Raw genomic sequence first — 23,363 nt, 5'->3', positions numbered from 1 at the left:
TTCCCGACTTTCCCTCAATTTCTATCTACTCCTCAGTGAAGAAGTTGTGTTAACATGATGAATATTCTTCGAATTGCGGGGGCAAATCATGTACAAGTTCTTGTCTTGGGCACAAAAATGGTTCGGGCGACTACGCTTCAAGAGTAAGGTAATCGCCTTGTTTCTACCCTTGATCATACTATCCTTGGTTATTCTTGGTGTCGGATCGAGCCAAATCTTCAGCCGCTCCCTGATTGAGCGGACGACCAGCAATGTCATGGATGAATCTCAACTGATTCTGTCCAGAACCGATTACATATTCAGCAGTGTAGAGACTGCCGCGAATATTATGGTGACGAATATTAACCGCTTGTATGAATCGAATGGCAAGCCTCCAGCATCCACGGTTGAGCAGACGCGTTTTGCCAATCTCATGCAGAGCCGTCTGTCTATTGATGTATCGATCTTCAAGGAGGTAGACGGGGCTGTATTCGTCGATAGCAGCGGATATATATATGCCTCCTATGATGAGAAAGGGGATGCCGAGCAGATCCGTAAGCTAGTGCATAGTGGTCAGGAGATGGACAGCTACGGACGCGCAATCTGGATGGGGATGGAACGCAGAGACCTGCTGACTCCGGACCCGAGCTCCCCAATGCTGACGCTCCGCAAGACGGTCATTCACATCGACAACGGGGAAGTGTACGGTACGTTGTTCCTGCTGGTGAAGGAGGAGCGGTTATCCGCATATCTGAAATCCAGTGATGCTTCTACGCCGAAAGCCTACTATTTTCTCGATAGGGGCAATCAGGTGGTCGTAGCTGAAGATAATGCCCAGCTAATGCAGCCCATTAGCTCTGAGCTGGCATCGTCAATGCAGTCCTGCGCCGATCAATCCCCCGCTGGAGCGTGCTCTTTCCAGGAGGAAGGCAATCTGATTTCGGTAGTCGATTATGATCGGATGAACTGGAAGCTCGTGAATGTCGTGTCTTTAAATCTGCTCATGGCCGATGTGCGCAAAAATGTTGGCTTGACCGCAGCGATTGGCCTGTTCTGCTTGGTGCTCTCCTGGCTGGGCGCGAGCTTCCTGTCCCGAATGGTTGTAAGTCCGCTGGAGCAGGTGACCGGGGCGATGCGAAAGGTAGTGAACGGAGATATTCATACGGTAGCGCCTGTGCGTTCCGAGGATGAGATCGGTACGATTGCCGAGGCCTTTAACTATATGGTCAGACGGGTACGGGAGCTGCTTGATACCGTCAGGCAGGAGCAGAATCGCAAGCGTGAATTTGAGCTCGCCTTGATGAGCGCACAGATTAAGCCCCATTTTCTATACAACACGCTGGATACCATCTATGCGCTCAATGAGCTGGATCGTCATGATGAAGCGAGAGATACAACCAAGGCGTTGGCTGATTTTTACCGGATGGCCCTGAATAAGGGACGAGAGCTCATCATTCTAGAGAAGGAGACAGAACTGACGGATGACTATCTGACGATTCTACAGATTCGCTATCCAGATGTATTCCGCTACGAGATTGATATTCCATCTGAACTGGCGGGTACCCCGATTCCGAAGCTATCTCTCCAGCCTCTGGTAGAGAATGCGATTTATCATGGGCTGAAGGCCAAAGGAATCAAGGGGTTCATCCGTATATCCGCCTTCAATCAGGATGACAAGGTTATTATTCGGGTGGAGGATAACGGTGTAGGGATGGACTCTGCACAGGTAGAAGCCATCATGTCACGTGATTCCTTCGAGGAGGGTGCACGTTCGATCGGCACGTATAGCGTTCAGCAACGATTGAATTTGTATTTTGGTGAGGAATACGGAATTATGGTGCACAGCGCTCTTGGAGAAGGGACCAGGGTCGAGCTGTCTTTGCCGATGCTGCAAAAGGGGAGTGGGACACAGCATGTATAAAGTGATGATCGTGGATGATGAACCGTTATTTCGTGATTTTCTGCGTCTGAAAATGGACTGGGAAAGCCATGGCTTCCAGGTCTGCTGTGAGGCGAGAAATGGACAAGAGGCACTTCAGGAGGCAGAGCTGCACAAGCCGCATCTGGCTCTGGTCGATATTAATATGCCCTTCATGGATGGGATCGAACTAGCGCAGCGGCTGAAGGTCCGGTTCGACCGGATGGCAATTGTATTCATTTCCGGGCATAACGAGTTCGAATATTTGCAGAAGGCGGTGCGCACAGGCGTTAAGGATTATTTGCTTAAGCCGTTTAATGCAGAAGAGATGAGCGCGATGTTGACACGGATTGCACCGGATCTGCCAAAGTTGCCGACAGTAGAGCAGCGCAGCGAAGCTAATGAGTCGATGGGAGCTAGTGGTGGCGCTCGGGCTGTGCCGCCCGATCTTGGCAGCTTGCGCGATGCGGTCGTCCTCGGCCTGATCATGAAGGACAGCGAGTGTCTGGAGGAGGTCCGTAGGGCGGTGCGGCAGCTCCGAATGTATGAGTGGGGAGACGAGCATGCGGATGCGACACTGATGGGAATCGTATCTCTGGCTCTGACCTTTGCCAGTGAACGGGGCATAGGCTATGATCAGCTATGGGATAACGGGGATGCGGTCTCACCCTACGATTACTTGCGAAGGCTTGGAAGCTGGGAGGCCGCCGAGGAATGGTTGGCATCGCTATACCATCGGCTGATTCGACTAATGGAGCAGATCCGTCCAACGAAGGCTGCGAATCTGTTCGCTGCGGCCATCCAGTACATTCAGGAGCATTATTCCGATCCAGACCTGTCTGCAGAGCAGGTATCCGGTGGCGTATTCGTCGATCCCAGCTATCTGCGGCGTGTCTTCCGCAAGGAATCCGGCTTCTCTATCGTCGATCATATTACACATATTCGTATGAAGAAGGCCAAGGAGCTCATGCTGGAGGGTAACCGCAAGCTGTACGAAATCGCCGAAAGCGTCGGCTATAGTGACCCGAATTATTTCAGCAAATCCTTCAAAAAATGCTTCGGCATGACGCCGACGGAATATGAGCAGCTCAAGAAGCGATAGCTACAGAATGAACGGTTGGACTTTTATTAAAATTAGCTCATATCAAATTGCGATCATATAGAGCAGCTATTCCTCGTCATGAAGGGTGGCTGCTCTTCATTTCAGGGAAAAACGTGAGTTTCGTGAAATTCGTAAACGCTCTACGGGGATTTGTCCCGTTTTTTACAGATAGCGCCCGTTTTGTGCCTTAAAGAACCATGTAGGTGTTGACTATACTATAGCTACAGCAATGAAAACGCAGTCAATAGAGAGCTGCACAAGGGGGCAATGAAATGAAAGCACAGAGTCACAAACGATTGAAGGCTGTATTGCTAACGCTTACAATGTCATTGGTCTTGGCTGCTTGTGGGGGAATGGAATCCTCTTCCTCGGAAGCATCCAATCCATCTGGTGATGGGACAATCAAATTGAAGGTGTATGCGCAGCATTTTGATGATGATACGTCCAAGCCGTTCGACTATGCGGTGGAGAAGCTTAAAGAGGAAATGCCGAATGTAGAGATTGAGCTGGACGCTGCGGTACAGGATGGCTATCAAAAGCTGAAGACTTATGCGGCAACGGGCAATATGCCTGATATCTATTTTACAGATTGGTCGACACTGCAGACGATGGCAAAATCCAAAAATGTTGAGTTACTGGATGACTATGAAGCTACCACCGAATTCAAGCAGAACCTGAATCCAGGCGTAGAATCCCGTCTGGTGGCGCCGGATAATCATGTCTACGCGTATCCCGATACGGGAATTGAGTTCCAGATCATCTACTACAACAAAGCGATCTTCGAACAGGCTGGCATCCAGACACCGATCAAGACCATTGATCAGATGGCAGAGGCTGCACAGAAGCTGAAGGCTGCTGGCTTTGTACCGATGTCCATATTTGCAAAAGAAAAGTGGATCACGACCGCCTTCTATAACGGTCTCGTGACCCGGGAGCAGCCGCAGGGCTTTGGTGCAATCGGTCAGGAGGGCTTGAAGCAGCTGCCTGAGGCTTTCGTGACGGCTGCTCAGCAGATGAAGCAGCTGCAGCAAGCGGGATTATTCGATGCGAATGCAACGAATACCAACTATGATCAGGCGTCCTCCTTGTTCTATCAAGGCAAAGCTGCCATGTTCGTAAATGGTCAGTGGGAGATCTATAGCTCGCAGGAGAAGCTGGGAGATCAGGTCGACTGGATGTACTGGCCAGCCAAGGATGAGGCTACTTATGAGCAATCCAAGTATTTCATCAATGGGGCGGGAGCTCCGCAAGGCTATGCCGTATACCCTGGCAGCAAGAACAAGGATACAGCGGTCGAGGTCGCTGCGTTCCTGGCAGCCAAGTCTGCTGAGTATCGTTACACACAGCTAGGTAGCCCGATCGTATCCCCTAAGGTTGACCTGCCGATCGCTTCGGATGTACCTGCGATGATGCAGCGCGTAGCAACAGAGCTTCTGCCAAATGCAGAGAATTACGCACAGCTACTGAGCAATACGGCTATTACAAATGCCATCAATGACGGCACGCAGTATCTCATGGTGGATAGCTACACGCCGGAGGAATTCGTCGAAAGTCTGAACCGTGTATTGGATAAAGAGAACTAACAACTAGGAACCCGGCAGCCCTTGGTGATTCATCATCAGGGGTTGCTCTGACAGACAAAAGGGGTGGAAGGAACACATGAATAAATATTTAGGTAACAAGACAGCATTGACTCTGTTTTTGCTGCCAGCACTGCTGATCTATAGCGTTGTTCTGATATATCCCGTACTTCAGACGGTATTTCGTAGCTTCTATGATTGGGACGGGCTGAGCACGCCCGAATTCGCAGGGCTCAGCAACTATATTGAGCTGTTCCATGACCCACTACTCATCACTTCGTTGAAGAATGGGGGCATCTTCGCTCTTGTCCTGATCGTCTTCCAAATTGGACTTGGTACGATTCTTGCCCTGATCTGCGCTGACCCCCGTACTCGTGGTCGAAAATTCCTGAAGACCGCTTACTTTATTCCCGTGGTGCTGTCAGTTACGGTCGTATGTCAGCTTTGGATTGCGATGTATGATCCGACTAACGGACTCATTAACCGTCTGTTCACGCTGCTGAATATTCCGTACCAGCAGAACTGGCTCACTTCTCCGACTGCATCTATTATTGCGATTGCGTTCGTCAATGCCTGGCAGTTCATGGGTTATCAATTCGCACTCCTGTATGCAGGTGTGAAATCCATCCCGGAGGACTACTTCGAGGCTGCCACTATTGATGGCTGTAGCAAATGGAAGGCACATTTCTACGTCACCCTGCCCTTGATGAGAGAGACGTTCAAGTTCTGTTTCATCATTGCGATTACTTCAGGGATTGGTGCATTCGTGCAGATGTTGATCATGACCAGTGGAGGTCCAGGTACGATTAACTACACCCTTACCTACATGATCTATCGCTATGCCTTCATGGAAAGCAACTATGGCTATGCATGTGCTGTATCCGTAGTGCTAGTAGCGATCTCGCTGCTTGCTACCGTCATCATTAACAAGGTATTTGATCGTGGGCAACACGCCTGATTCGCCACGAATGCAACTTGAGATATAAAGGAGAACAAAATGAGTATAACGGCTGTGCGCAAAATCGGACAATTTGTCTTACAGCTACCGCTGTGGCTGTATGTGATCGTATCCATCTACCCGCTATTCTGGATGATTTCCTATTCATTGAAGAACAATGATGAGATATTCGTAACCAATCCGTTTGGATTCCCGACGACCTTTCGATTTGAGAACTATATCAATGCCTGGCAGCAATTCAATATTCCACGCTATTTCATGAACAGCTTCGTGGTATCGACAATATCCACCCTGCTGATTATGCTCATGGCTCTGATGTTTGCTTTTGCCGTGGCCCGCATGAAATGGCGCTTCAATTCACTGGCGCGAATGTACATGATTATCGGGATGTTCATGCCGTTGCAGGTCATCATGATCCCACTTGCACTGCTAGTTCGTGATTTTCACCTGACCAATACCTATGGAGCCTTGATTCTGCCTTATGTAGCTATTGGTCTGCCATTTTCTACTATGGTGTTCTATGGCTTTCTGATGGGAATTCCGAAGGAGATTGAGGAAGCAGCTTGTATGGACGGGGCCAGCATTTATCGGCTATTCCTCAGTATCGTTGTACCGCTCGCACTTCCAGCCATTGCTACCGTAGCTATTTTCCAATTCCTGAACAACTGGAACGAATTTACCCTGGCATATATTCTGATCTCGGATGAGAACATGAAGACACTACCGCTGGGTCTATTATTCTTCCAGGGCTCCTACAGTACAGATTGGGGAGCTATGGGAGCGGTCATGACGATCGCGTCTCTGCCGATGGTACTCGTCTATCTCCTCCTGAGTGACCAGGTTGAGCGTGCGATGACAGTAGGCTCGGCAGTTAAGGGCTAATTGGAGATGGTGTAAGGGTACCTTAATCAGATCACTTGTGAGGTAGAACTGCTGCAAGCGGGGAGCGCTGTCGACGACGACTAGCGCTTGCTGTTCTAATGAATGAGGATCAAAATTAGATGATAACTCGTGATACTATAATCTTTTGACGTCAAGGAGGAACGGTAATTGAAGACGGATCTGCTTCATCTCAGAGCACCAGGTCATTGGATCAACGACCCGAATGGCTTCATCTACTACAAGGGCGTGTATCATTTATTCTATCAGTACTTCCCTTATGGTACGATGTGGGGCACCATGCACTGGGGACATGCAGTGAGTAGGGATCTGGTGCACTGGGAGCATCAAGGCGTCGCGCTTTTTCCCAGCAAGGGCTATGATCAAAATGGCTGTTTCTCAGGCACTGCGCTGGAGGTGGAGGGGAAGCTGCATTTGTACTATACAGGTGTCAGATATGAGTTGTTTGATGACGACAATATACACCGGATTGTAGATGAGCAGTTCGAATCGAGCCAAGCTCTGCTAATCTCCGAGGATGGAATTAGCTTTGATAACTTCCAACAGAAACATCTTGTGGTACCTCCCATTACCGACCCGGAGCTCGGTGACCGTGCGCATACGAGAGATCCGAAGGTCTGGAAGGGGCAGGACGGGTATTATATGGTGCTGGGTTCGAAGGCAGCTGGACAGGGGAAGCTGTTGTTCTATAAAAGCGACGATCTGCTGCAATGGCAATATGTGAGCAGCTATTCGAAGCCGGGGCTGGGCTATATGTGGGAATGTCCTGATCTGTTCAAGCTGACGGATTCAGATGGGACGGAGCATTCGATCCTGCTGATGTCACTAGAAGGGGTGCCACAAGGGAGATTCTATACGAGCCATGCCATCTGCAGCCTGGTTTCATTTCAGGAGGAAGGTGCGCAACTGGCTATCCCGGATACCTATCAGTTGGTCGATTATGGCCTCGACCTCTATGCGCCACAGACGAATCTCGATGCGGAAGGTAGACGAGTCCTTATCGCCTGGATGCGTATGCCGAGCAAGGTCCAGCGGACAGGAGCAGAGCCGTGGATTGGGATGATGTGTCTGCCAAGAGTAATAGAAGTGGTGGAGGACCATATTTATTTTCGTCCCCACCCACAGGTGCTGGACAGCTTCTCTAGCAAGCTAGAGCAACTGGAGCAGCTGGATTTCACAAAGCCCTACTATCTTCAAGCCACACTCCACAACGGGGATGAAGTCTGTATCGGAGGGTATAGAATTTGGCTACAGGATGGTGTACTACATACGAATCGATCAGAGGTGTTCGGAGAGCTGAAGGGCTATGATATGCAATTCAAGACCCCTGAGTTGGACGCAAGCTGTAAGCTCGATATCTTCGTGGATGCGGATATCATCGAGACTTTCGTTGATGAGGGAAGATATGTAGTTAGTAACATTGTGTATGATCTACAGGGTGGACTCACTAGCACAGTAGAATTATCTGTGAGTGTACAGTAGAGCAGGGCAGCATACAGCATGACTTTTAGCGTAGTCTTAAGCAAAGGCATTGGCAAGCATAACAAAACCCGGCAATTGCGGGCGGGAAATGCTCGGTTGTAGAGCATCTTTCCCTTAACGCAATGCCGGGTGTTTTTGTATTGCTGTAGGCTATCTGATGAGCTTTACTGTCAGATCAGGCCAGACTCACGAAGCAAGCGCTCCAGAATCGTAGCGATCTCTGCGCGAGTGACGACCTGCTCCGGGGCCAGACGATTACCGCTCAGTCCAGTGATCAGGCCAGCCTGAACACTGGAGGCTGCTGCCTCACGAGCCCAGTCAGGGACGCGATCTGCATCAGTGAACTGCTGGACAGCAGTACTGTCTCCAGAAGCACTGCCAGACAGTCCCGTGAGTGTCATTGCCCGAGACAGCATGACCATGGCCTCTGCGCGGGTGATGCTCTGCCCTGGACGGAAGGTGCCATCCGTGAAGCCTGTAATCAAGCCAGAATCCACAGCAGCGGAGACGGATCCGTTGTACCAGGAGTCAGCAGATACATCCGCAAAGTCTGCCTTGTCATCAGCTGGTTCTAGTCCAAGGCCCTTCGACAGGATGGAGGCGAACTCTGCCCGGGTGATTGCACGCTGCGGCTGGAACTGTCCAGCTCCCGTACCAGACACAATCAGTCGATTGCCCATATTTTCAATGGAGCTTCGTGCCCAGCTGCCTGAAATATCCGTGAAGGTCTGCTCCTGTCGGACGAGCATATAACTGCTGTTGCTAAGACTCTTGATCGAAGCATACCAGCGGCCATCTACATTAACGATCCGAGTCGGTACATGACGCACGGAACCGTCAGGGTCCACAGCGACTGCCGTGGTGATACGATCCGGTTGCACATCCTCCGGTATTGGAACCAATCCTTCCACGTAGGTGGAGTAGCGGTCAATGGCTATTGAACGACCGTCGCTTACCTCAGTGATGTCGAACTGTACAGGTGGAGTCAGGCGTTCCAACTGATTTGCTGTGGCCGCACGATCTGCTGCTTCGCTCTGAACAGTTGAAGCCGCCGTCACTCTGATCTGAACGTCCACGTTGGACATGTCATTCGAGCTAGGCGATCGCAGCTGGATTTGCTGTGCGGATACAGTATAGTGCCCACTTGTTGTCTGGACAGACAATAGGGTGGACGCCTGCTGCATTTCACGCATCAGATCGCCGTCGAAGTTCGCGACGAATGCATCACCAGTCGGCAGGTCTGTAAATGGTACAGTTACCGTAGCTCCTTGCGGTTGGTCATTCAATACGCTGCGGATCAGCTCCCGATCCATTTGAATGGAATGAACCGTCTGACCATTTTGCGTACTGGTTGTTAAGACACCAGCCTTTAGAATCTGCCCGTTCACCAACACATTCACCAGCTTAGAGGTGTCTACTGGCGGAGTCACTGGTGTTTGGACCGGAGGTACAGACGATCCGCTATTGTTGCCACTATCCATGTCCGATGAGCTACTTGACCTAGTAGTTACATTAACGGCATTGGACTGAGGGCTTGCAACGCCATTGATCATCTGAACTACATAGTAGCTGCCCCTGGATGAAATGTTACTAAAGCGATAAGTGCTATTTTCCTGCTCTGTAGGCTGCATGGCAAGCGCCTCTTGGGAGGATGCTCGGTACAATCTCAGTGTAGCACCAGGGTACACATTTGTGACTTCAACGGTATTTCTCCCGCCTGTTGCAACAGGTGTGCGAAGAACAGGATTGACGAAGACCGAATTGATGCTCTCAATCCCATAGACGGACTGGGTTACATAATAGAACTCTGACTGTGGCACGACATGCTCAAAGCGGTATTTACCATTCCCGAGATCCGAATAGGTGCTGGAGACCACGTTATGGTTCGCCGCATCATACAGCTTCAAGGCCGCTTGCGCAGACACGTTGCTGACATCGATATACTCGACACCTGCTGTAACCAGCGGAGTACGTAATAACGGATTGAAGAAGCTGGAATTGACGCTTTCCTCACCATCCAGAGTCTGGGTCATGTAGTAATAATCAGGATGAGGCAGGATGTCGTCAAGCGTATAGACCGATCCCGTTACACTGGAATAGATACCTTGCAGAACACCAGCTCCAGTGTACAGCTTCAGAGTTGCACCAGGTGTGTACTCACTGACTGTAATCGATTCCTCGCCGCCAATAGCCAAGGGAGCACCAGGGATATGGACGGTTACGACCACTTGGTTGGAGTGGGAGCTAGTAATTCCATTGATTCTCTGCGTTACATAATAACCAGTCCCGGCTGCAACTGAATTGAAGCGGTACACACCGCCCCCCAGATCAGTTGGATTCGAAGCGACGATCGTTCCATCCTGTCGATGCAGATGTACGGTGGCATCTGGATAGATATTTGTAACGTCTACCGATTTCAGTCCACCAGTCGCACTTGGCACCCGTAGCGATGGTGTAACGAAAGTGGAATTGCTACTGCTGATGCCATCAATGGATTGAGTGACATAGTAGTAGTCGCTATGCGGTACAACGTTAATCAGACGATACACACCATGACCCCGGGACTCTACGTTAGCAGCGACAGATTGCCCTGTGGAAGCATTGTAGAGCTTGAGCTCTGTACGATCGGATACGTTGGAGACATCAATGTACTCGATTCCAGCGGTAGCTACAGGAGTACGCAATGTTGAGTTAATAAAGCTGGAGTTGAGGCTCTCCCTACCATTTACGGTCTGGGTGACATAGTATTGATCAGGATCAGGCAGCACATCCGTAATGGTATAGCTTGAATCCGTGATATTCGGATAAGTCCCTTTCAGGACGCCTGTTGTGGTGTACAGCTTGAGTATTGCACCGGATACAAAATGAGTAACCGTGATAGCTTCCTCGTCACCAGTTGCTACGGGAGCCACGGGTGTATTGTCAGTGACAACAACAGCATTAGAGCTTGCGCTATGGATGCCGTTAATGATCTGGGTTGCATAGTATCCAGTGCCCGATGCGACGGATTCGAAGCGGTATACACCACCGCCTTGATCGGTTGGGTTCGTCGCAATGATGGTTCCATCATTACGATGGAGTCTCACGCCAGCCCCTGGATACACATTGGACACATCCACAAATTCCCCGCCACCAGTCACACTTGGTACCCGTAGCGATGGTGTAACGAAGGTAGAATTGCTACTGCTGATGCTATGAATCGATTGCATGACGTAATAGTAGTCACTATGCGGTGCAACGTCAACGAGACGATACACACCATTGCCTTGGAACTCTACGTTAGCAGGTACCGGTTGCCCAGTCGAAGCATTGAACAGCTTGAGCTCTGTACGATCGGATACGTTGGAGATATCAATGTACTCTAATCCAGCAGTAACAACAGGGGTGCGCAGTGTTGGGTTAACGAAGCTGGAATTGACGCTTTCCTTGCCGCTCACGGTCTGAGTGACATAGTATTGGTCCGGATCAGGCAGCACATCTCTAATGGTATAGCTTAAGCCGGGTACATTCAGAATAGTCCATTTGAGGATACCTGTGGTAGTATACAGCTTGAGTGTTGCGCCAGATACATACTGGCTGACGGTGATAGACTCATCTCCGCCAGTCACTGCAGGAGCATCCGGGAAATATTCTGTCACGTCAACTCTACTGGAGTCTGCGCTGGTAATGCCGTTGATCGTCTGGGTTACATAGTACCCCGTGCCTTGTGTAATGAATTCAAAGCGGTATGCACCACCGCCCAGCGCAGTAGGATTGGACGCAATGATCATCCCGTCATTTCGATGGAGTCTCACCGTAGCACCTGGATACACATTGGAGACACCTACATGACCCGAGCCGCCCGTTGCTGTCAGCACGCGCAGTGATGGTGTAACGGAGCTTGAATTCGAGCTAGTGGTTCCGTTCATCGTCTGCGTGACATAGTAAAGATCGCTATGTGGGACGACATTGATCAGTCGGTATACATTGCCGCCCTGATACATGGCGTTCGCGGTGACCTCTTGGCCTGTGGTGGCATTGAATAGCCGCAGACTCGCGGAGCCTGACACATTGGACACTTCAATGTACTCTACCCCGGGAGTAACAACAGGTGCACGTAAGGGAGGATTGACGTAACTGGAAGGGGGGCTTTCTTCGCCGTTTACAGTTTGTGTTACATAATACTGTCGTGAATCAGGCAATGCAGGGACAAATAAGGTACTATAAGCCGGGAGATTTGAGTGTGTACGGTACACCTGCCCATCTGCTGTATACACGGTTATGGTGGCCCCGTCGGGATATCCGTTTATGATAATTTGCTCCTCGCCAATTGTTACATTAGGAGCTGGTGGCGGAGCGGCATAGGCAGGCTGCAAGCATGAGATCGACAAGATTGCACATAGCATCATCAATCCGATCGGCCTTAATACCCGTTTGCTGAAGTCTAGCTTGTTCATTGAATCCCCCTTTAATTGATGTGAAGCATAATTCATAGCCAGTAGCCATCCACGAGTATGGGGTAGCTGCGGATTGGGTTCTTTTGCTAATCTAAATCAGTATACCTTACTTATTATTATCGTGATTTTTAAGTTTTGCTTAAATTTATTTGGCTCAAAAGCCAGATCTGAAGTCAGTTCTAAAGCCAGAACCAGAAGTCAGACCTCTAAAACAGAACTATTAAGAGAGTAGAGCGGACTGTCATTGCATCGTCCAGATACAGATTGTAGAATGGTTAGGTAGAATAATAGACAGGCCTGTAATGTCAGATGTTGTGCATGGCTGTTGAGCTGAGAGATGGGGGAAGATAGACAGATGATAGATTTACCGAATTGTCCGAAATGTAATTCAGCTTATACCTATGAGGATGGTAGCCTGCTGATCTGTCCGGAATGTGCTCATGAGTGGACTCCGGGTGCAGAGAGTGAAGGTGCTGAGGAGCAGAAGGTTGTACGGGATGCCAATGGCAATGTATTGCAGGATGGAGACTCCGTAACCATTATTAAGGATCTGAAGGTTAAAGGCAGCTCCTCTGTCCTAAAGATCGGTACGAAGGTGAAGAGTATCCGTCTGGTGGATGGGGATCATGATATTGATTGCAAAATTGATGGGTTCGGTGCCATGAAGCTGAAGTCCGAATTCGTGAAGAAAATCTAATCGCCGGTGACACCGCAGGGAATTAGGCGAGGTAGGGAATGTACCATATAAATTAACTATGACGATAGGAAGCACAGGCATTTGGCCTGTGCTTTGTTGTGCTTTGTGAAAGCTAAGTTAGTTGTGTTAGGCGACATCACACGTTCAAATGGTGAAGGCAGCGACTTGAGCTGATATTGTGAAGCAGACAGACAGCTTGTTAACATAAATTTAACTTTATTTTAAAATGTTGTCATTCACATGTCATTCTTCTTCTTTTTGGTTTTGGTATAATTTTTCCAGATCGAATTATGCAAAATGCTAGCTAGTCAGGAGAGGAGATTATTGTGTTGATAAGAAAAGTAGGCGCAGCCTTCGTGCTTGGCGCTATCATGCTGTCGGGGTGCAGCTCACAAGAGGTGGCCCCAATTGCACCAGAGCCAGAAGAGTCCCCCAGCAAGCACGTGTCGATGCAACTGGAGCAAGAGAAGCATGACGAATGGATAGCGGCTTCTGCAGATGGACAAGTAAAATTGTATGCCAAGAAGGACACGGGGCATGCGATTGAAGGGGTAACGCTGGAGATCAATGGAGTACAAAAGGAATGGGATTGGCAGATTCCCAATACAGGAACTGACCCCCAGGTATTCTATACGGATCTTACAGGAGATGGTCAAGAGGAAGCTGTCATCATCATCCAGACCGGACGAGGGACAGGGCTGAGCCTCTATGAGATTCATGTGGTGGATGCCAAGGACGCTACCGAGATCCAGGTACAGGGCTATGAGGATATTGTTGCGGAACAGATTGAATCCCATGTAACCCAACAAGCCGATGGTACATTAGGGATTACAGTGAAGACGCAAGGCCAGGAATACAAGCTCGAATATCCACTAGATGCTGCAACAACAGTCGATCAAGAGGAGCTTTATTTCGGTGGTGTTGTGCTCTATTCCTTAGAGGGGCAGTCAATCAAGCTGTATATACCGGGCTCTGTCGGCGTATCCCCCATGTATGTGTGTGATATTAACGTCGTATATAAGTTCGATGATGCCAAGAATCAATTCGTAGTGGATCAGATCGAAGTGAAGCCTGTCGAGTCCTAATATGGCTAATAACATATGCCAACACGGCCTTAGTCTCAAATATCGGGGACTAAGGCCGTCTCTATTATTACGTACTTCTTAATTCACAATGTAATCAAAGAACATATGCGCACCAATCGAGATTTTCGAGCTAATCTGGACCGTGCTTCCCCCAGGGAACTTATAATAAAGCTTCCCGTTCTGGGTGTAGCTCAGCTCTTCGAATCTCTTGTTTGTGTTGTAGAAGCATTTTGCGGCGATCGGGTTGGCAGAGTTGCTAAGATTGGAGGCCAGATTTACGATGTTCTTCCAGGCTGCGCTGCTGGTATCAGGCCGAAGACAATGAGCAAGGTTGGGATCATTATCGTTAAAGCAGCTGAAGGCATACGGATGAAGCACAACCGCCTCAATCGTGTTGAGATTTTTGAATTCGTTGTAAGTCTTGTTGCTTTTACGATTAGAAATGACATAGGCTACACCTACGCGAGAAGCGGAGTCACCTCGGGTCTCTCCATAGAGTGTTCTAGCCAACAGATCCACGCTGTCGCGTCCTTTAAGCTGAGATTTCGAAGTTAATGCATCACCAATTGCCATGATTATTCCCCCTCTTTGAATCTGGAGCGTCTAGTAGAGACGTTCACTATATAAGGAGATTTGTGAGAGGGAATTACAACTAATTTGCCTAGAGGTATACATATAGATTTCACGGTAAATGCACAAAATGCAAAAAAGCCCGCATGCACTATGTAGCACTCGGGCCTGGACAAGAGTTCGGCAAGTCAGTCCAGCGTGACATGACGGCAGCCTGTACGCCTGTATATATTAGTCCTCTGTAGGATGTTTCTGCATCACAGATTCATCTTCGAAAAAATCACCCTCACGCAGTCGATCCACAAAGCCCTGCAGCCATTTGTAATATTGCTCCGCCTGCTCAAGCTTGTGTAAATCTTGCAAAGCCGTCTCACGCTCCGTGGAAGACGTCTCTCTCGATAGAATGAATTCAATCAGCTCTGGCTTGACCTGCTGGAGACTGTGCGTCATGACATCCACCTCTCGCTGCAGCTTATCCCCGAAGAAATTTTGAAATGTCAGGTAGAAGTTAGTCTCAGCTACATACAGGTCCTTCCGTTCCTTCTTCTCCTCCAGCTTATAGATCATTTGGGATTCAGTCAGGGCACGCACGGCATAGCTCATGTTGCTCTTGCTCATCTGCATGGCTTCTTTCATTTCTTCGAGGGTCATCGGTCGATCCTCAAAATACATAATCCCGTATAGCTGGCCAAACGTATGGTTCACGCCATACAAATCCATTGTGCTCGCAATCGCTTCAATCATTTCTGTACGATGCTTCTGTGTAGTACTTAGCCCGGAGTTATCCGGTGTCAAGGCCTTTTGATCCTTCATAAGGTCACCTCGAGGGGGGAGTTAGCAGGCATACTGCAATATTTGGGAAAAAATTTTTACATGGACACCCGTTATTTTAACATAAGTCAGGCTTACATTTATCAAAAGCATCGTACAATCATTTTTGTACACAAGAAAAAAGTCATCCAACACAGCCGATTAACTTGTTGGTAACAGAAAAGTTAAAACTTAAGGACGTGATTGAATATGAAAGTAAGGCTGATGAAGGAGACGGAGGCTGTAATGTTCACTCTGCCGGCGCTTCTTCCATTGCTGCTATTCTGGCTGTGGCCGCTGGGTTACATCGTATACCTAAGCTTGACATCGTGGGATTTCATGAGTCCCGACAAACTGTTCGTCGGTTGGGAGAACTATCAATATTTATTTACGAGCTCGGATTTCTATCAGGCCTTGCGGGTAACACTTCTATTCGGGCTTGGCAGTGTCATTCCGACGATGGTAGGCGGGCTTGGACTAGCATTGCTCATGAACCGAAAGATGAAGGGAGGAAGCCTGTTCCGAATGCTGCTTTTCTCACCATGGGTTACCCCGACAGTGGCTGTGTCCATTGCGTGGTCCTGGATCTTTGAGCCGGAGGTAGGTCTGGCCAATCTGTTATTGGGCTGGTTCGGTGCTTCTCCTATTAGCTGGCTTCGTGATGGAGATTGGGCGCTAGTCGCTGTACTAATTGTCACTCTGTGGAAATCCATTGGTTGGTGTATGGTGTTCTATCTCGTGGCCCTGCGTAATCTTCCGGCAGACTTGCTGGAGGCGGCAGGCATTGATGGGGCTGGCTGGTGGGACAAATTCAGAGCCATTATCCTGCCACTGATCTCGCCTACGACCTTCTTCTTGTCTATCATTCTGACGATTCAATCCCTGCAGGCCTATGACCAGATTAACGTGATGACTCAAGGTGGACCGGCAGGGGCAACCCGGACATTGCTCTATATGTATTATCAATCCGCATTTGAATCCTTCAATGTAGGTGAGGCTTCGGCTATTGCGGTAGTCATTATTCTGATCTGCGTACTCCTGTCAGGAATCTCCTTCCTGCTGGGCAGACGCCTGGTGCACTACTGATGAACATGACCGTGATTCCTAAAAAATTACCGAAGCAGGCGCCGAGCCAAGCGACAGGTCGTCCGCGGAAGCTGGCTTGGTTCAACCGGGAGCGGCTTCTAAATCTTCTGCGTTATATCCTGCTGGCGGCGGTCAGTCTGGCAATGGCCTTTCCATTCTATTGGATGGTCACCAGTGGCTTCAAGACGAATGATGAGATTTGGCAGTTCCCGCCAACCTTTTGGCCACAGGAATTCCGATGGAGCAACTATCTGGATGCCTGGCATGCGGCTCCGTTCGCTCGTTATATGTTGAACAGCATCGGCGTAGCTGCTGCGATCTGTGTACTACAAGTGATCAACTCCAGCATGATGGCTTATGCCCTGACGCATATGCAATTCCGTCTGAAGGGTCTGCTGACAGGTATCGTGCTGCTCGGATATATGATTCCGAGCACGGCAGTCTACCTGCCGAGCTATCTGATATTAAGCAAGCTGCAGCTGCTGGATACCTATACAGGATTGATTTTGTCCAACTGTGTCAGTGTATTCTCGATTTTCCTGATCCGCCAAGCCTTCCTTCAGGTATCGCATGAGCTTGTTGAGGCGGGGCAATTGGACGGGGCTTCACATTTCCGAATTTTGTGGACGATTGTGGCGCCGCTGATTCGCTCGACTTTTGCGGTAATGGTCCTGATCACATTCATCGAGCAGTACAACAACTACTTCTGGCCCATGCTGATTACGAAGGACCCAAATCTTCAGCTCGTGTCAGCGGGCTTACGAAGCTTCTTCGTTGAGGGTGGAGCCTATGGGCTGGCCTGGCCGCAGATTATGGCTGCTGGAGCCTTCACGATTGCGCCGCTGCTGCTGCTCTTCGTGTTCACCCAGAAGACGATTATGGAGAGCGTTAATATCACGGCTGGCGTGAACAAGAATTAAGTCGTAACAGGCACGAGCAAGAATGAAGTGTATTCGCGAAGTATCAATTTCAATTCACATAGGGGGATATTATTCATGAAGTGGAATCATCTGTACAGCAACATGCGCACCATGTGGTCACAGCAATGGAAGAGAGGTACGTCGCTGGTGCTGGCTTCGAGCTTTGCCCTGCTCACAGCGTGTGGAAGTGCTTCTACGGCAGGAACTTCTGATACAGCAACGAACAGTAGTCCATCGAATGCGCCGGCAGCCGCACAGGCTCCGGTAGAGATCGAGTTCTGGTATGGCCTCGGGGGCAACCTGGGCGACAATATGAAGAAGATGATCGACAACTTCAACAGCTCGCAAGATAAAGTTGTGGTAAAGGGTATCGTACAGGCTGACTATACGGAGACCGAGCAGAAGCTTCAGGCAGCTATTGCATCGGGCAAAGTACCTGCTGCCGTGCTTGGCTCCAACGTGGATTGGGCGCGCAAAGGCTACTATGCTTCGGTGGATGACCTGATTGCTGCCGATCCTGAATTTAATAAAGAGGATTACGTACAGACCTTCCTGCAGCAGGGCCAAGTAGATGGAAAGCAATATTTCCTACCCATGTATGGAACGACACAAGTGATGTACTATCGCATGGACACGCTGAAGGAGCATGGCATTGATCCTGCCACCCTGACGACTTGGGAAGCCCTGGCTGACGCTGCAGCCAAGATGACCAAGCAGGAGAATGGGAAAACCACATTCTATGGCTGGGAGCCAATGTGGGGCAAGGATAATATGATTGATGCTGTGTTCAGCAAAGGTGGCCAAATCCTTAGTGATGATGGCAAGACTGTGATGATTGATTCCCCGGAATGGGTGGAGACCTGGGAGCTGTTCCGCAAATGGATTCATGAGGACAAGATCATGGGCATCCAATACGGCGGACAAGGCTGGGAATATTGGTATAAGACGATTGATGATGTCTTGAAGAACAAAGCAGCAGGCTATACAGGCTCCAGTGGCGATCAGGGAGATCTGGACTTCAGCATCGTAGCTGCAATGGAACAGCCGGGCTGGGAAGGTATCGGACAAGGTAAGCCAGTGGCAGAAGCACGTATGGCAGGGATTTTGGCAAAAGCAAGCCCAGAGCAGCAGCAAGCAGCCTTCGAATGGCTGACGTATTTCTCTGAAGCTTCCAACACGGCCCAATGGTCGATGAACACAGGCTACATTGCAGTTAGACAATCTGCGCAGGAAGATCCTGCCTTCAAGGAATTCAGCGCGAAGAATCCACAGATTACAGTACCGCTGCAACAGGCTGCTCATGGCTCATCGCCATTCCAGGACCCTACAGGCGGCAAGATTAATGAAGCACTGAAGGATGCGGCAGATGAAGTGCAGATCAATAATGTACCAGCGGCTGAAGCATTGAAGAAAGCGAAAGAAAAGGCACAGAAAGAGCTGGATCGTCTGAATAAGTAAATAAGCAAGCAAGGTAAAGCAAGCAAGTCCATATGTAATTTAAAGCAAGCGTGAAATACATGAGCCAGCCATCGGTGATGCGATATGGAGCACATATTGCTTAGCTGATGGCTGCTTGTGACGGATGGGGAAGGAGTGCGGTACATGTCAAAGCTGATAATCCCTGGTGCTCCAGCGCCAGTGGAGGCAGTGTTGTTCGATAAGGATGGCACATTGCTGGATTTCACATATCTCTGGGGCCATTGGACTGATGTCGTGCTGACTTGCTTTCAGGAGGAGTTGGCCCGCCAAGGACGGCTGCTCGCTGCGGAAGCACTCCCTGCAATCTGGGGAACAGAGCACGATGAACAGGGGCGGGTGATCGGTTATGATGCTCGCGGGCCGCTTGCGATGGGCAGCATGGGAGAAGTAGAGGCTGTACTCACATGGCATGGCTATCGAGCTGGCGTATCCTGGGCCGAGGCGAAGCTGATGGTGTCACAGAGCTTGAACCATGCAGAGCTGGAGCTGGAGCGCACTCGCCCTGTCAGGCTGATGCCGGGTGCCCGCGAATTTCTGGAGCATTGCCGGAAGGCACGGATTCCCATGGGTATTGTTACTGCGGACGAGACCAGTCAGGCAGAGCGACACTTGAGCTGGCTGGGAATCGAGGAATACTTCGAGGTCATTATCGGTAATGATCAGGTGGAGCGAGGCAAGCCGTTTCCTGATATGGTGCTACTTGCCTGTGAACGAATGAAGGTAGCGGCAGAGCGGGCACTTGTCATCGGGGACACAGACGGCGATATGGAGATGGGAATTCAGGCTGGCGTACTATGGAAGGTTGGAATTGGGGAACCTGAGCGATTGTCGCTGGCGGACGCCAGCATTCATTCATTTATTGAGCTAATGGAAGGCGACTAACAGGATGACAAATCAAAATTATATTGGCTGGGGCCTGCTTGCTCTGGCGATTGCACTGGAAATCAGCGGCACGATCATGATGAAGCTGTCAGGCGGTTTTACACGGCTATGGCCATCGGTGCTGATGTTTGTCTGTTATGGTGCAAGCTTTACAATGCTGAATTTCGCCGTGAAGCATATACCTCTCGGTGTAGCTTATGCAATCTGGTCAGGGGTAGGTATTACGCTGATCGGTCTTTTTGATCATTTTGTATTTGGCGAACGATTAAGAGCAATGTCTTTGGTATGGATGGGATTCATTCTAATTGGGGTCATCGGATTGAAATGGGGGAATTCTTGATGAAGGACGAGGCAGCAATTCACCATGCAAGGCAAATGAAGCCTTTGGCAACGTTTCAGGTTATCACGGATACTCATATCACGGAGGAGCCACAGCATATCCATAATCTTCATTTGGAGCGCGCCCTAACGGATCTACTCTCCTTCAGTGAGGGAAGCAGTGGGATTATGCATATTGGAGATGTGACGGATCATGGGAGACCGGGGGAGTATCACGAGTTGCATCGAATTCTGAAGTCCTATCGTACTCTCCTGCCAACAATTCGATACACCCTGGGCAATCATGACGTAGGCATCGGAGTGGTGGAGGAGCACCCAGCCGATCTGATGAGTATGAGCAGTCAGGAGATTCATGCATGGGTGCAGGAAGCCATGGCGAAAAGTGCCGAAGCGCCTATGCAGGAAGAGCAGCTTGGCGACTTCTGGGAGCAGCGGCTCGGAATGTTCCTGGAGGAGACAGGTTCGCTGGCACCGTATCATGATCATTGGATCGACGGTTATCATTTCATATTCCTGGGCACTGAGCAGCCTCATCCCAAGGATTGTGAGATGAGCAGCACACAGCTGCAATGGCTGGAGACGACACTCGCCGAGAAGGCTGCCCCGAATCGCCCGATCTTTGTCTTCCTGCATCAGCCGCTGTTGAATACAGTAGCTGGTTCTATGGAGGAGCAGGGCTGGTACGGTGTCAAGCAGGATACGGAGCTGAAGGCGGTGCTGAACCGCTATCCACAGGTGATGCTGTTCACGGGGCATACACATTGGACACTGGATAACGAGCGTACCCGCTATGGCGACGACCAGCAACGGCCTAGCATGTTCAATGCAGCCTCGGTAGCCTATCTCTGGACGGATGAGGATGAATATCTGGAAGGGAGCCAAGGTCTACATGTTGAGATCTATGAGGATCGTGTGATCGTACGTGGCCGGGATTTTGTGCAGGGCTGCTGGCTTGAGGGAGTCGAGTACACGGTGAGTTACCCCGTTAGCCGCGAGGTGGAGTCTACTCTCTAGAGCATTGAGCTTGAATAAATGGAACAACGGCTTGTTACCGCCTAATGGTGACAGATGCAATTTGGGAGAAGTCATTAGTTTGCTCTAAGGGGAACGTTTTTTCTGAAAGCTAGCAGTGAATTCCTTTATCATTAAGACATGTGGAGGCCAACCTCTATAAATGCATCTGAGGAAATAGCGATCAAGCTGGGTATTGAAATAATGTTGTGAATTCAACAATGTTTCAGTATAATAATACAAATAAAAATGATATAGTGCTTGTTTTTATCCCCAGGTAAACACGATTAAAAGCATTAAGTCTCACTCCCGTTAGGGCCTATGTATATAGGAGGGATGAGATTTAATGCTTTTTTTGATGATCTGACTATGGAGGTAGAATAACAGATGCGTTTTCTAAGTGATAAGGATCTTAGACAAGAACTGAACGTTCAGCAAGTTATCCATCTTGTTGAGACGGTGTACAAAGCTAAAAGTGAAAACAACACGGAGACTTGGCCAACCATCTTTTATGATTTTGTTCCGGGGAAGGCAGATATGGACATCAAGTCAGGCTATCTCAAGAGCGATAAGGTATTTGGACATAAAACAGTTACATGGTTCGCTGACAATGAAATGAAGCAAATGCCGACTTTGATGGGCCTAATAACTGTATTTGATGCTGAGACAGGAAAACCTATAGGGTTAACCGAGGCAGCATTTATTACAGGAATACGAACAGGAGCCTCTGGAGCGATCGGAGCTAAATATTTAGCTAGAAAAGACTCTGAAAAGCTTCTTGTAGTAGGTTCTGGGAACCAAGCTATTTATCAAATTGCATGTGCCTTGTCTTTACTTCCCAATTTGAAAATGGTCCGGGTCGCAGGTAGGGACAAAGTGAAATTAAAAAAATTCGTTGATACCATTTCGAGCAGACTTCTACATGAGTTTGGAATAAACGCAGAAAAAATTTTGTTTGAGGAGGTGGGTTCTCTAGAACAAGCAGTGAAGCAGAGTGATATCATCATTACAGTGACACCATCAAGAACCCCCATAATAAAAAGGGAATGGGTAAAAAAAGGTACACATATTTCTTGCATAGGAGCAGATATGTCTGGAAAACAGGAGATTGATTCTAGTCTGGTTTCAGAAGCTCGCCTTTTCTTAGATGATAAAGAACACTGTATACAAGTTGGCGAAATTGAAATGCCGCTAAAAGAAGGCAAGATTACAGAGAGCAATATATCTGGTGAAATCGGTGATTTGATCCTGGGAAAAATGAAGGGTAGAACTAGTAACGAACAAATTACAATTTTTGATGCCACAGGTATGGCGATTCTCGATATATATGTAGCGAAAATGGCTTTACGGACTGCAGAGAAGAAAAATCTCGGAGTTAACTTTGAAATCTAAGGGAGAACGAGAAACGACATTTAGCTATGAAAATGTGAAAAATGCATATGATCGAATCAAGAATCACTGGTGTAGCCGCAATTTCTTCGGGCAACCATGGGGGTTCTGTAAGCTACGCCGCATCCCTTCTTGGGATAGATCATGTCACTGTTATAATGAGGATATTGACACCATAGTAATCCCCGTAGGCGGTGGTGGCCTTATTACGGGTATTGCTGTTGCAGCAATTAGGGATTATAAAGAACCTATTGGAGGTAGAAATGTAGCCCTTGTGTTAACCGGTGGGAACATTGATGGAAATGTATTAACGAATATTTTGTCCCAATATTAATTTGTCTTTTTCCTAACTTAATGTGGACACCATTGATCTGAAAAACAAATAGTATATGGGCTTTTAACAAATAAGCAGCAGATCTATGTGATCGGCTGCTTTTGTTTGTTAGCGTGCCCAGAGGCACGCATTATCTAGTTGGTGAAAGTCCAACCAAGGGAGGGGCCAAGCCACCCTTGTAGCTAGGATGCTTGCGCATGGTGAAATCTGTGTGTAAAAGCGCATCGACAAAAGTACCGGTCAGAGACCGGGCGAGCGACAACCCAGGCCGCAACATCAAGTGAATCCTGCCGCGTCGTCAAAAAGGACCTGCGAAGGGGAAAAGAGGGAGCCGAGTCTCGTGACAATGGACGAAGGCCAAGGAAGCTGTGCAGAACTTGGGACAACAGTGAAGAACCCTCCGGCG

Annotated in this window: 18 protein-coding genes; 15 read left to right on the top strand and 3 right to left on the bottom strand. The window is 49.0% G+C overall.

Translation table 11 applies throughout. The features are described 5' to 3' along the window. Nucleotides 1–88 precede the first annotated feature (88 nt). The 6 genes from D328_RS0125550 (at nt 89) to D328_RS0125525 (ending at nt 7,919) form a co-directional block, all read left to right on the top strand. Nucleotides 89–1,900 (top strand): sensor histidine kinase, encoded by a 1,812-nt coding sequence (locus tag D328_RS0125550; protein ID WP_018887892.1) that lies wholly within the window; start codon nt 89–91, stop codon nt 1,898–1,900. Further along, a complete protein-coding gene (locus tag D328_RS0125545) occupies nt 1,893–2,999 on the top strand; it encodes a response regulator transcription factor (protein WP_018887891.1) in 1,107 nt (368 codons plus the stop codon). Before D328_RS0125550 ends, D328_RS0125545 begins: the two co-directional genes overlap by 8 nt. A 272-nt stretch (nt 3,000–3,271) precedes the next feature. Further along, entirely contained in the window at nt 3,272–4,582 is a 1,311-nt protein-coding gene (locus tag D328_RS0125540) for an ABC transporter substrate-binding protein (protein WP_018887890.1), read from the top strand. 76 nt (nt 4,583–4,658) lie between these two features. Next, nucleotides 4,659–5,537 (top strand): carbohydrate ABC transporter permease, encoded by an 879-nt coding sequence (locus tag D328_RS0125535; RefSeq protein WP_018887889.1) that lies wholly within the window; start codon nt 4,659–4,661, stop codon nt 5,535–5,537. A gap of 39 nt (nt 5,538–5,576) precedes the next feature. After that, nucleotides 5,577–6,419: a carbohydrate ABC transporter permease gene (locus D328_RS0125530; protein WP_018887888.1), complete on the top strand. Its 843-nt coding sequence runs from the start codon at nt 5,577–5,579 to the stop codon at nt 6,417–6,419. A 168-nt stretch (nt 6,420–6,587) separates the two neighbouring features. After that, entirely contained in the window at nt 6,588–7,919 is a 1,332-nt protein-coding gene (locus D328_RS0125525; protein ID WP_018887887.1) for a glycoside hydrolase family 32 protein, read from the top strand. 170 nt (nt 7,920–8,089) lie between these two features. Here D328_RS0125525 and D328_RS0125520 read toward each other — a convergent pair whose 3' ends face one another. Further along, on the bottom strand, nt 8,090–12,355 hold the full coding sequence (locus tag D328_RS0125520) for an S-layer homology domain-containing protein (protein ID WP_018887886.1): 4,266 nt from the start codon (nt 12,353–12,355) through the stop codon (nt 8,090–8,092). 355 nt (nt 12,356–12,710) lie between these two features. Here D328_RS0125520 and D328_RS0125515 point away from each other — a divergent pair, with 355 nt between their 5' ends. After that, on the top strand, nt 12,711–13,052 hold the full coding sequence (locus tag D328_RS0125515) for a zinc ribbon domain-containing protein YjdM (protein WP_018887885.1): 342 nt from the start codon (nt 12,711–12,713) through the stop codon (nt 13,050–13,052). A gap of 329 nt (nt 13,053–13,381) precedes the next feature. Further along, the gene (locus D328_RS0125510; protein WP_018887884.1) at nt 13,382–14,137 is read left to right on the top strand and encodes a hypothetical protein; all 756 of its coding nucleotides are present in this window, start codon (nt 13,382–13,384) and stop codon (nt 14,135–14,137) included. A 78-nt stretch (nt 14,138–14,215) separates the two neighbouring features. Here the strand turns inward: D328_RS0125510 and D328_RS30500 are convergent, their stop codons facing one another. After that, nucleotides 14,216–14,710, bottom strand: coding sequence for a cell wall hydrolase (locus tag D328_RS30500; protein ID WP_018887883.1), 495 nt, complete (start codon nt 14,708–14,710; stop codon nt 14,216–14,218). Nucleotides 14,711–14,938: 228 nt separating this feature from the next. Then, entirely contained in the window at nt 14,939–15,520 is a 582-nt protein-coding gene (locus tag D328_RS0125500) for a GbsR/MarR family transcriptional regulator (RefSeq protein WP_018887882.1), read from the bottom strand. Between the two features lie 207 nt (nt 15,521–15,727). Here D328_RS0125500 and D328_RS0125495 point away from each other — a divergent pair, with 207 nt between their 5' ends. The 7 genes from D328_RS0125495 (at nt 15,728) to D328_RS0125465 (ending at nt 22,626) form a co-directional block, all read left to right on the top strand. Next, on the top strand, nt 15,728–16,603 hold the full coding sequence (locus D328_RS0125495; RefSeq protein WP_018887881.1) for a carbohydrate ABC transporter permease: 876 nt from the start codon (nt 15,728–15,730) through the stop codon (nt 16,601–16,603). Beyond that, nucleotides 16,603–17,523 carry a carbohydrate ABC transporter permease gene (locus D328_RS0125490; protein ID WP_018887880.1) on the top strand — a complete coding sequence of 307 codons (921 nt, stop codon included), beginning with the start codon at nt 16,603–16,605 and terminating at the stop codon, nt 17,521–17,523. Before D328_RS0125495 ends, D328_RS0125490 begins: the two co-directional genes overlap by 1 nt. Nucleotides 17,524–17,598: 75 nt before the next feature. Next, nucleotides 17,599–18,981, top strand: a complete 1,383-nt coding sequence (locus D328_RS0125485; protein ID WP_018887879.1) for an ABC transporter substrate-binding protein — start codon at nt 17,599–17,601, stop codon at nt 18,979–18,981. Between the two features lie 144 nt (nt 18,982–19,125). Beyond that, the gene (locus D328_RS0125480; protein WP_018887878.1) at nt 19,126–19,884 is read left to right on the top strand and encodes an HAD family hydrolase; all 759 of its coding nucleotides are present in this window, start codon (nt 19,126–19,128) and stop codon (nt 19,882–19,884) included. Between the two features lie 4 nt (nt 19,885–19,888). Beyond that, nucleotides 19,889–20,224: a DMT family transporter gene (locus tag D328_RS0125475; protein WP_018887877.1), complete on the top strand. Its 336-nt coding sequence runs from the start codon at nt 19,889–19,891 to the stop codon at nt 20,222–20,224. After that, nucleotides 20,224–21,237 (top strand): metallophosphoesterase family protein, encoded by a 1,014-nt coding sequence (locus D328_RS0125470; protein ID WP_018887876.1) that lies wholly within the window; start codon nt 20,224–20,226, stop codon nt 21,235–21,237. Before D328_RS0125475 ends, D328_RS0125470 begins: the two co-directional genes overlap by 1 nt. Before the next feature lie 384 nt (nt 21,238–21,621). Next, nucleotides 21,622–22,626 (top strand): ornithine cyclodeaminase family protein, encoded by a 1,005-nt coding sequence (locus tag D328_RS0125465; RefSeq protein WP_018887875.1) that lies wholly within the window; start codon nt 21,622–21,624, stop codon nt 22,624–22,626. Nucleotides 22,627–23,363: the final 737 nt, after the last annotated feature.

It is taken from the genome of Paenibacillus massiliensis 2301065 = DSM 16942, from assembly GCF_000377505.1.
GTDB classification, from domain to species: Bacteria; Bacillota; Bacilli; order Paenibacillales; family Paenibacillaceae; genus Paenibacillus; species Paenibacillus massiliensis.
The sequence above is the reverse complement of the archived record's forward strand: the minus strand, read 5'-3'. Positions and strand labels throughout refer to the sequence as shown.

What these genes read in the sequence shown, in the direction of transcription:
- D328_RS0125550 (WP_018887892.1), top strand. Translation starts at nt 89, where the DNA reads ATGTACAAGTTCTTGTCTTGGGCACAAAAATGGTTCGGGCGACTACGC.
- D328_RS0125545 (WP_018887891.1), top strand. Translation starts at nt 1,893, where the DNA reads ATGTATAAAGTGATGATCGTGGATGATGAACCGTTATTTCGTGATTTT.
- D328_RS0125540 (WP_018887890.1), top strand. Translation starts at nt 3,272, where the DNA reads ATGAAAGCACAGAGTCACAAACGATTGAAGGCTGTATTGCTAACGCTT.
- D328_RS0125535 (WP_018887889.1), top strand. Translation starts at nt 4,659, where the DNA reads ATGAATAAATATTTAGGTAACAAGACAGCATTGACTCTGTTTTTGCTG.
- D328_RS0125530 (WP_018887888.1), top strand. Translation starts at nt 5,577, where the DNA reads ATGAGTATAACGGCTGTGCGCAAAATCGGACAATTTGTCTTACAGCTA.
- D328_RS0125520 (WP_018887886.1), bottom strand. Translation starts at nt 12,355, where the DNA reads ATGAACAAGCTAGACTTCAGCAAACGGGTATTAAGGCCGATCGGATTG.
- D328_RS0125515 (WP_018887885.1), top strand. Translation starts at nt 12,711, where the DNA reads ATGATAGATTTACCGAATTGTCCGAAATGTAATTCAGCTTATACCTAT.
- D328_RS30500 (WP_018887883.1), bottom strand. Translation starts at nt 14,710, where the DNA reads ATGGCAATTGGTGATGCATTAACTTCGAAATCTCAGCTTAAAGGACGC.
- D328_RS0125500 (WP_018887882.1), bottom strand. Translation starts at nt 15,520, where the DNA reads ATGAAGGATCAAAAGGCCTTGACACCGGATAACTCCGGGCTAAGTACT.
- D328_RS0125495 (WP_018887881.1), top strand. Translation starts at nt 15,728, where the DNA reads ATGAAAGTAAGGCTGATGAAGGAGACGGAGGCTGTAATGTTCACTCTG.
- D328_RS0125490 (WP_018887880.1), top strand. Translation starts at nt 16,603, where the DNA reads ATGAACATGACCGTGATTCCTAAAAAATTACCGAAGCAGGCGCCGAGC.
- D328_RS0125485 (WP_018887879.1), top strand. Translation starts at nt 17,599, where the DNA reads ATGAAGTGGAATCATCTGTACAGCAACATGCGCACCATGTGGTCACAG.
- D328_RS0125480 (WP_018887878.1), top strand. Translation starts at nt 19,126, where the DNA reads ATGTCAAAGCTGATAATCCCTGGTGCTCCAGCGCCAGTGGAGGCAGTG.
- D328_RS0125475 (WP_018887877.1), top strand. Translation starts at nt 19,889, where the DNA reads ATGACAAATCAAAATTATATTGGCTGGGGCCTGCTTGCTCTGGCGATT.
- D328_RS0125470 (WP_018887876.1), top strand. Translation starts at nt 20,224, where the DNA reads ATGAAGGACGAGGCAGCAATTCACCATGCAAGGCAAATGAAGCCTTTG.
- D328_RS0125465 (WP_018887875.1), top strand. Translation starts at nt 21,622, where the DNA reads ATGCGTTTTCTAAGTGATAAGGATCTTAGACAAGAACTGAACGTTCAG.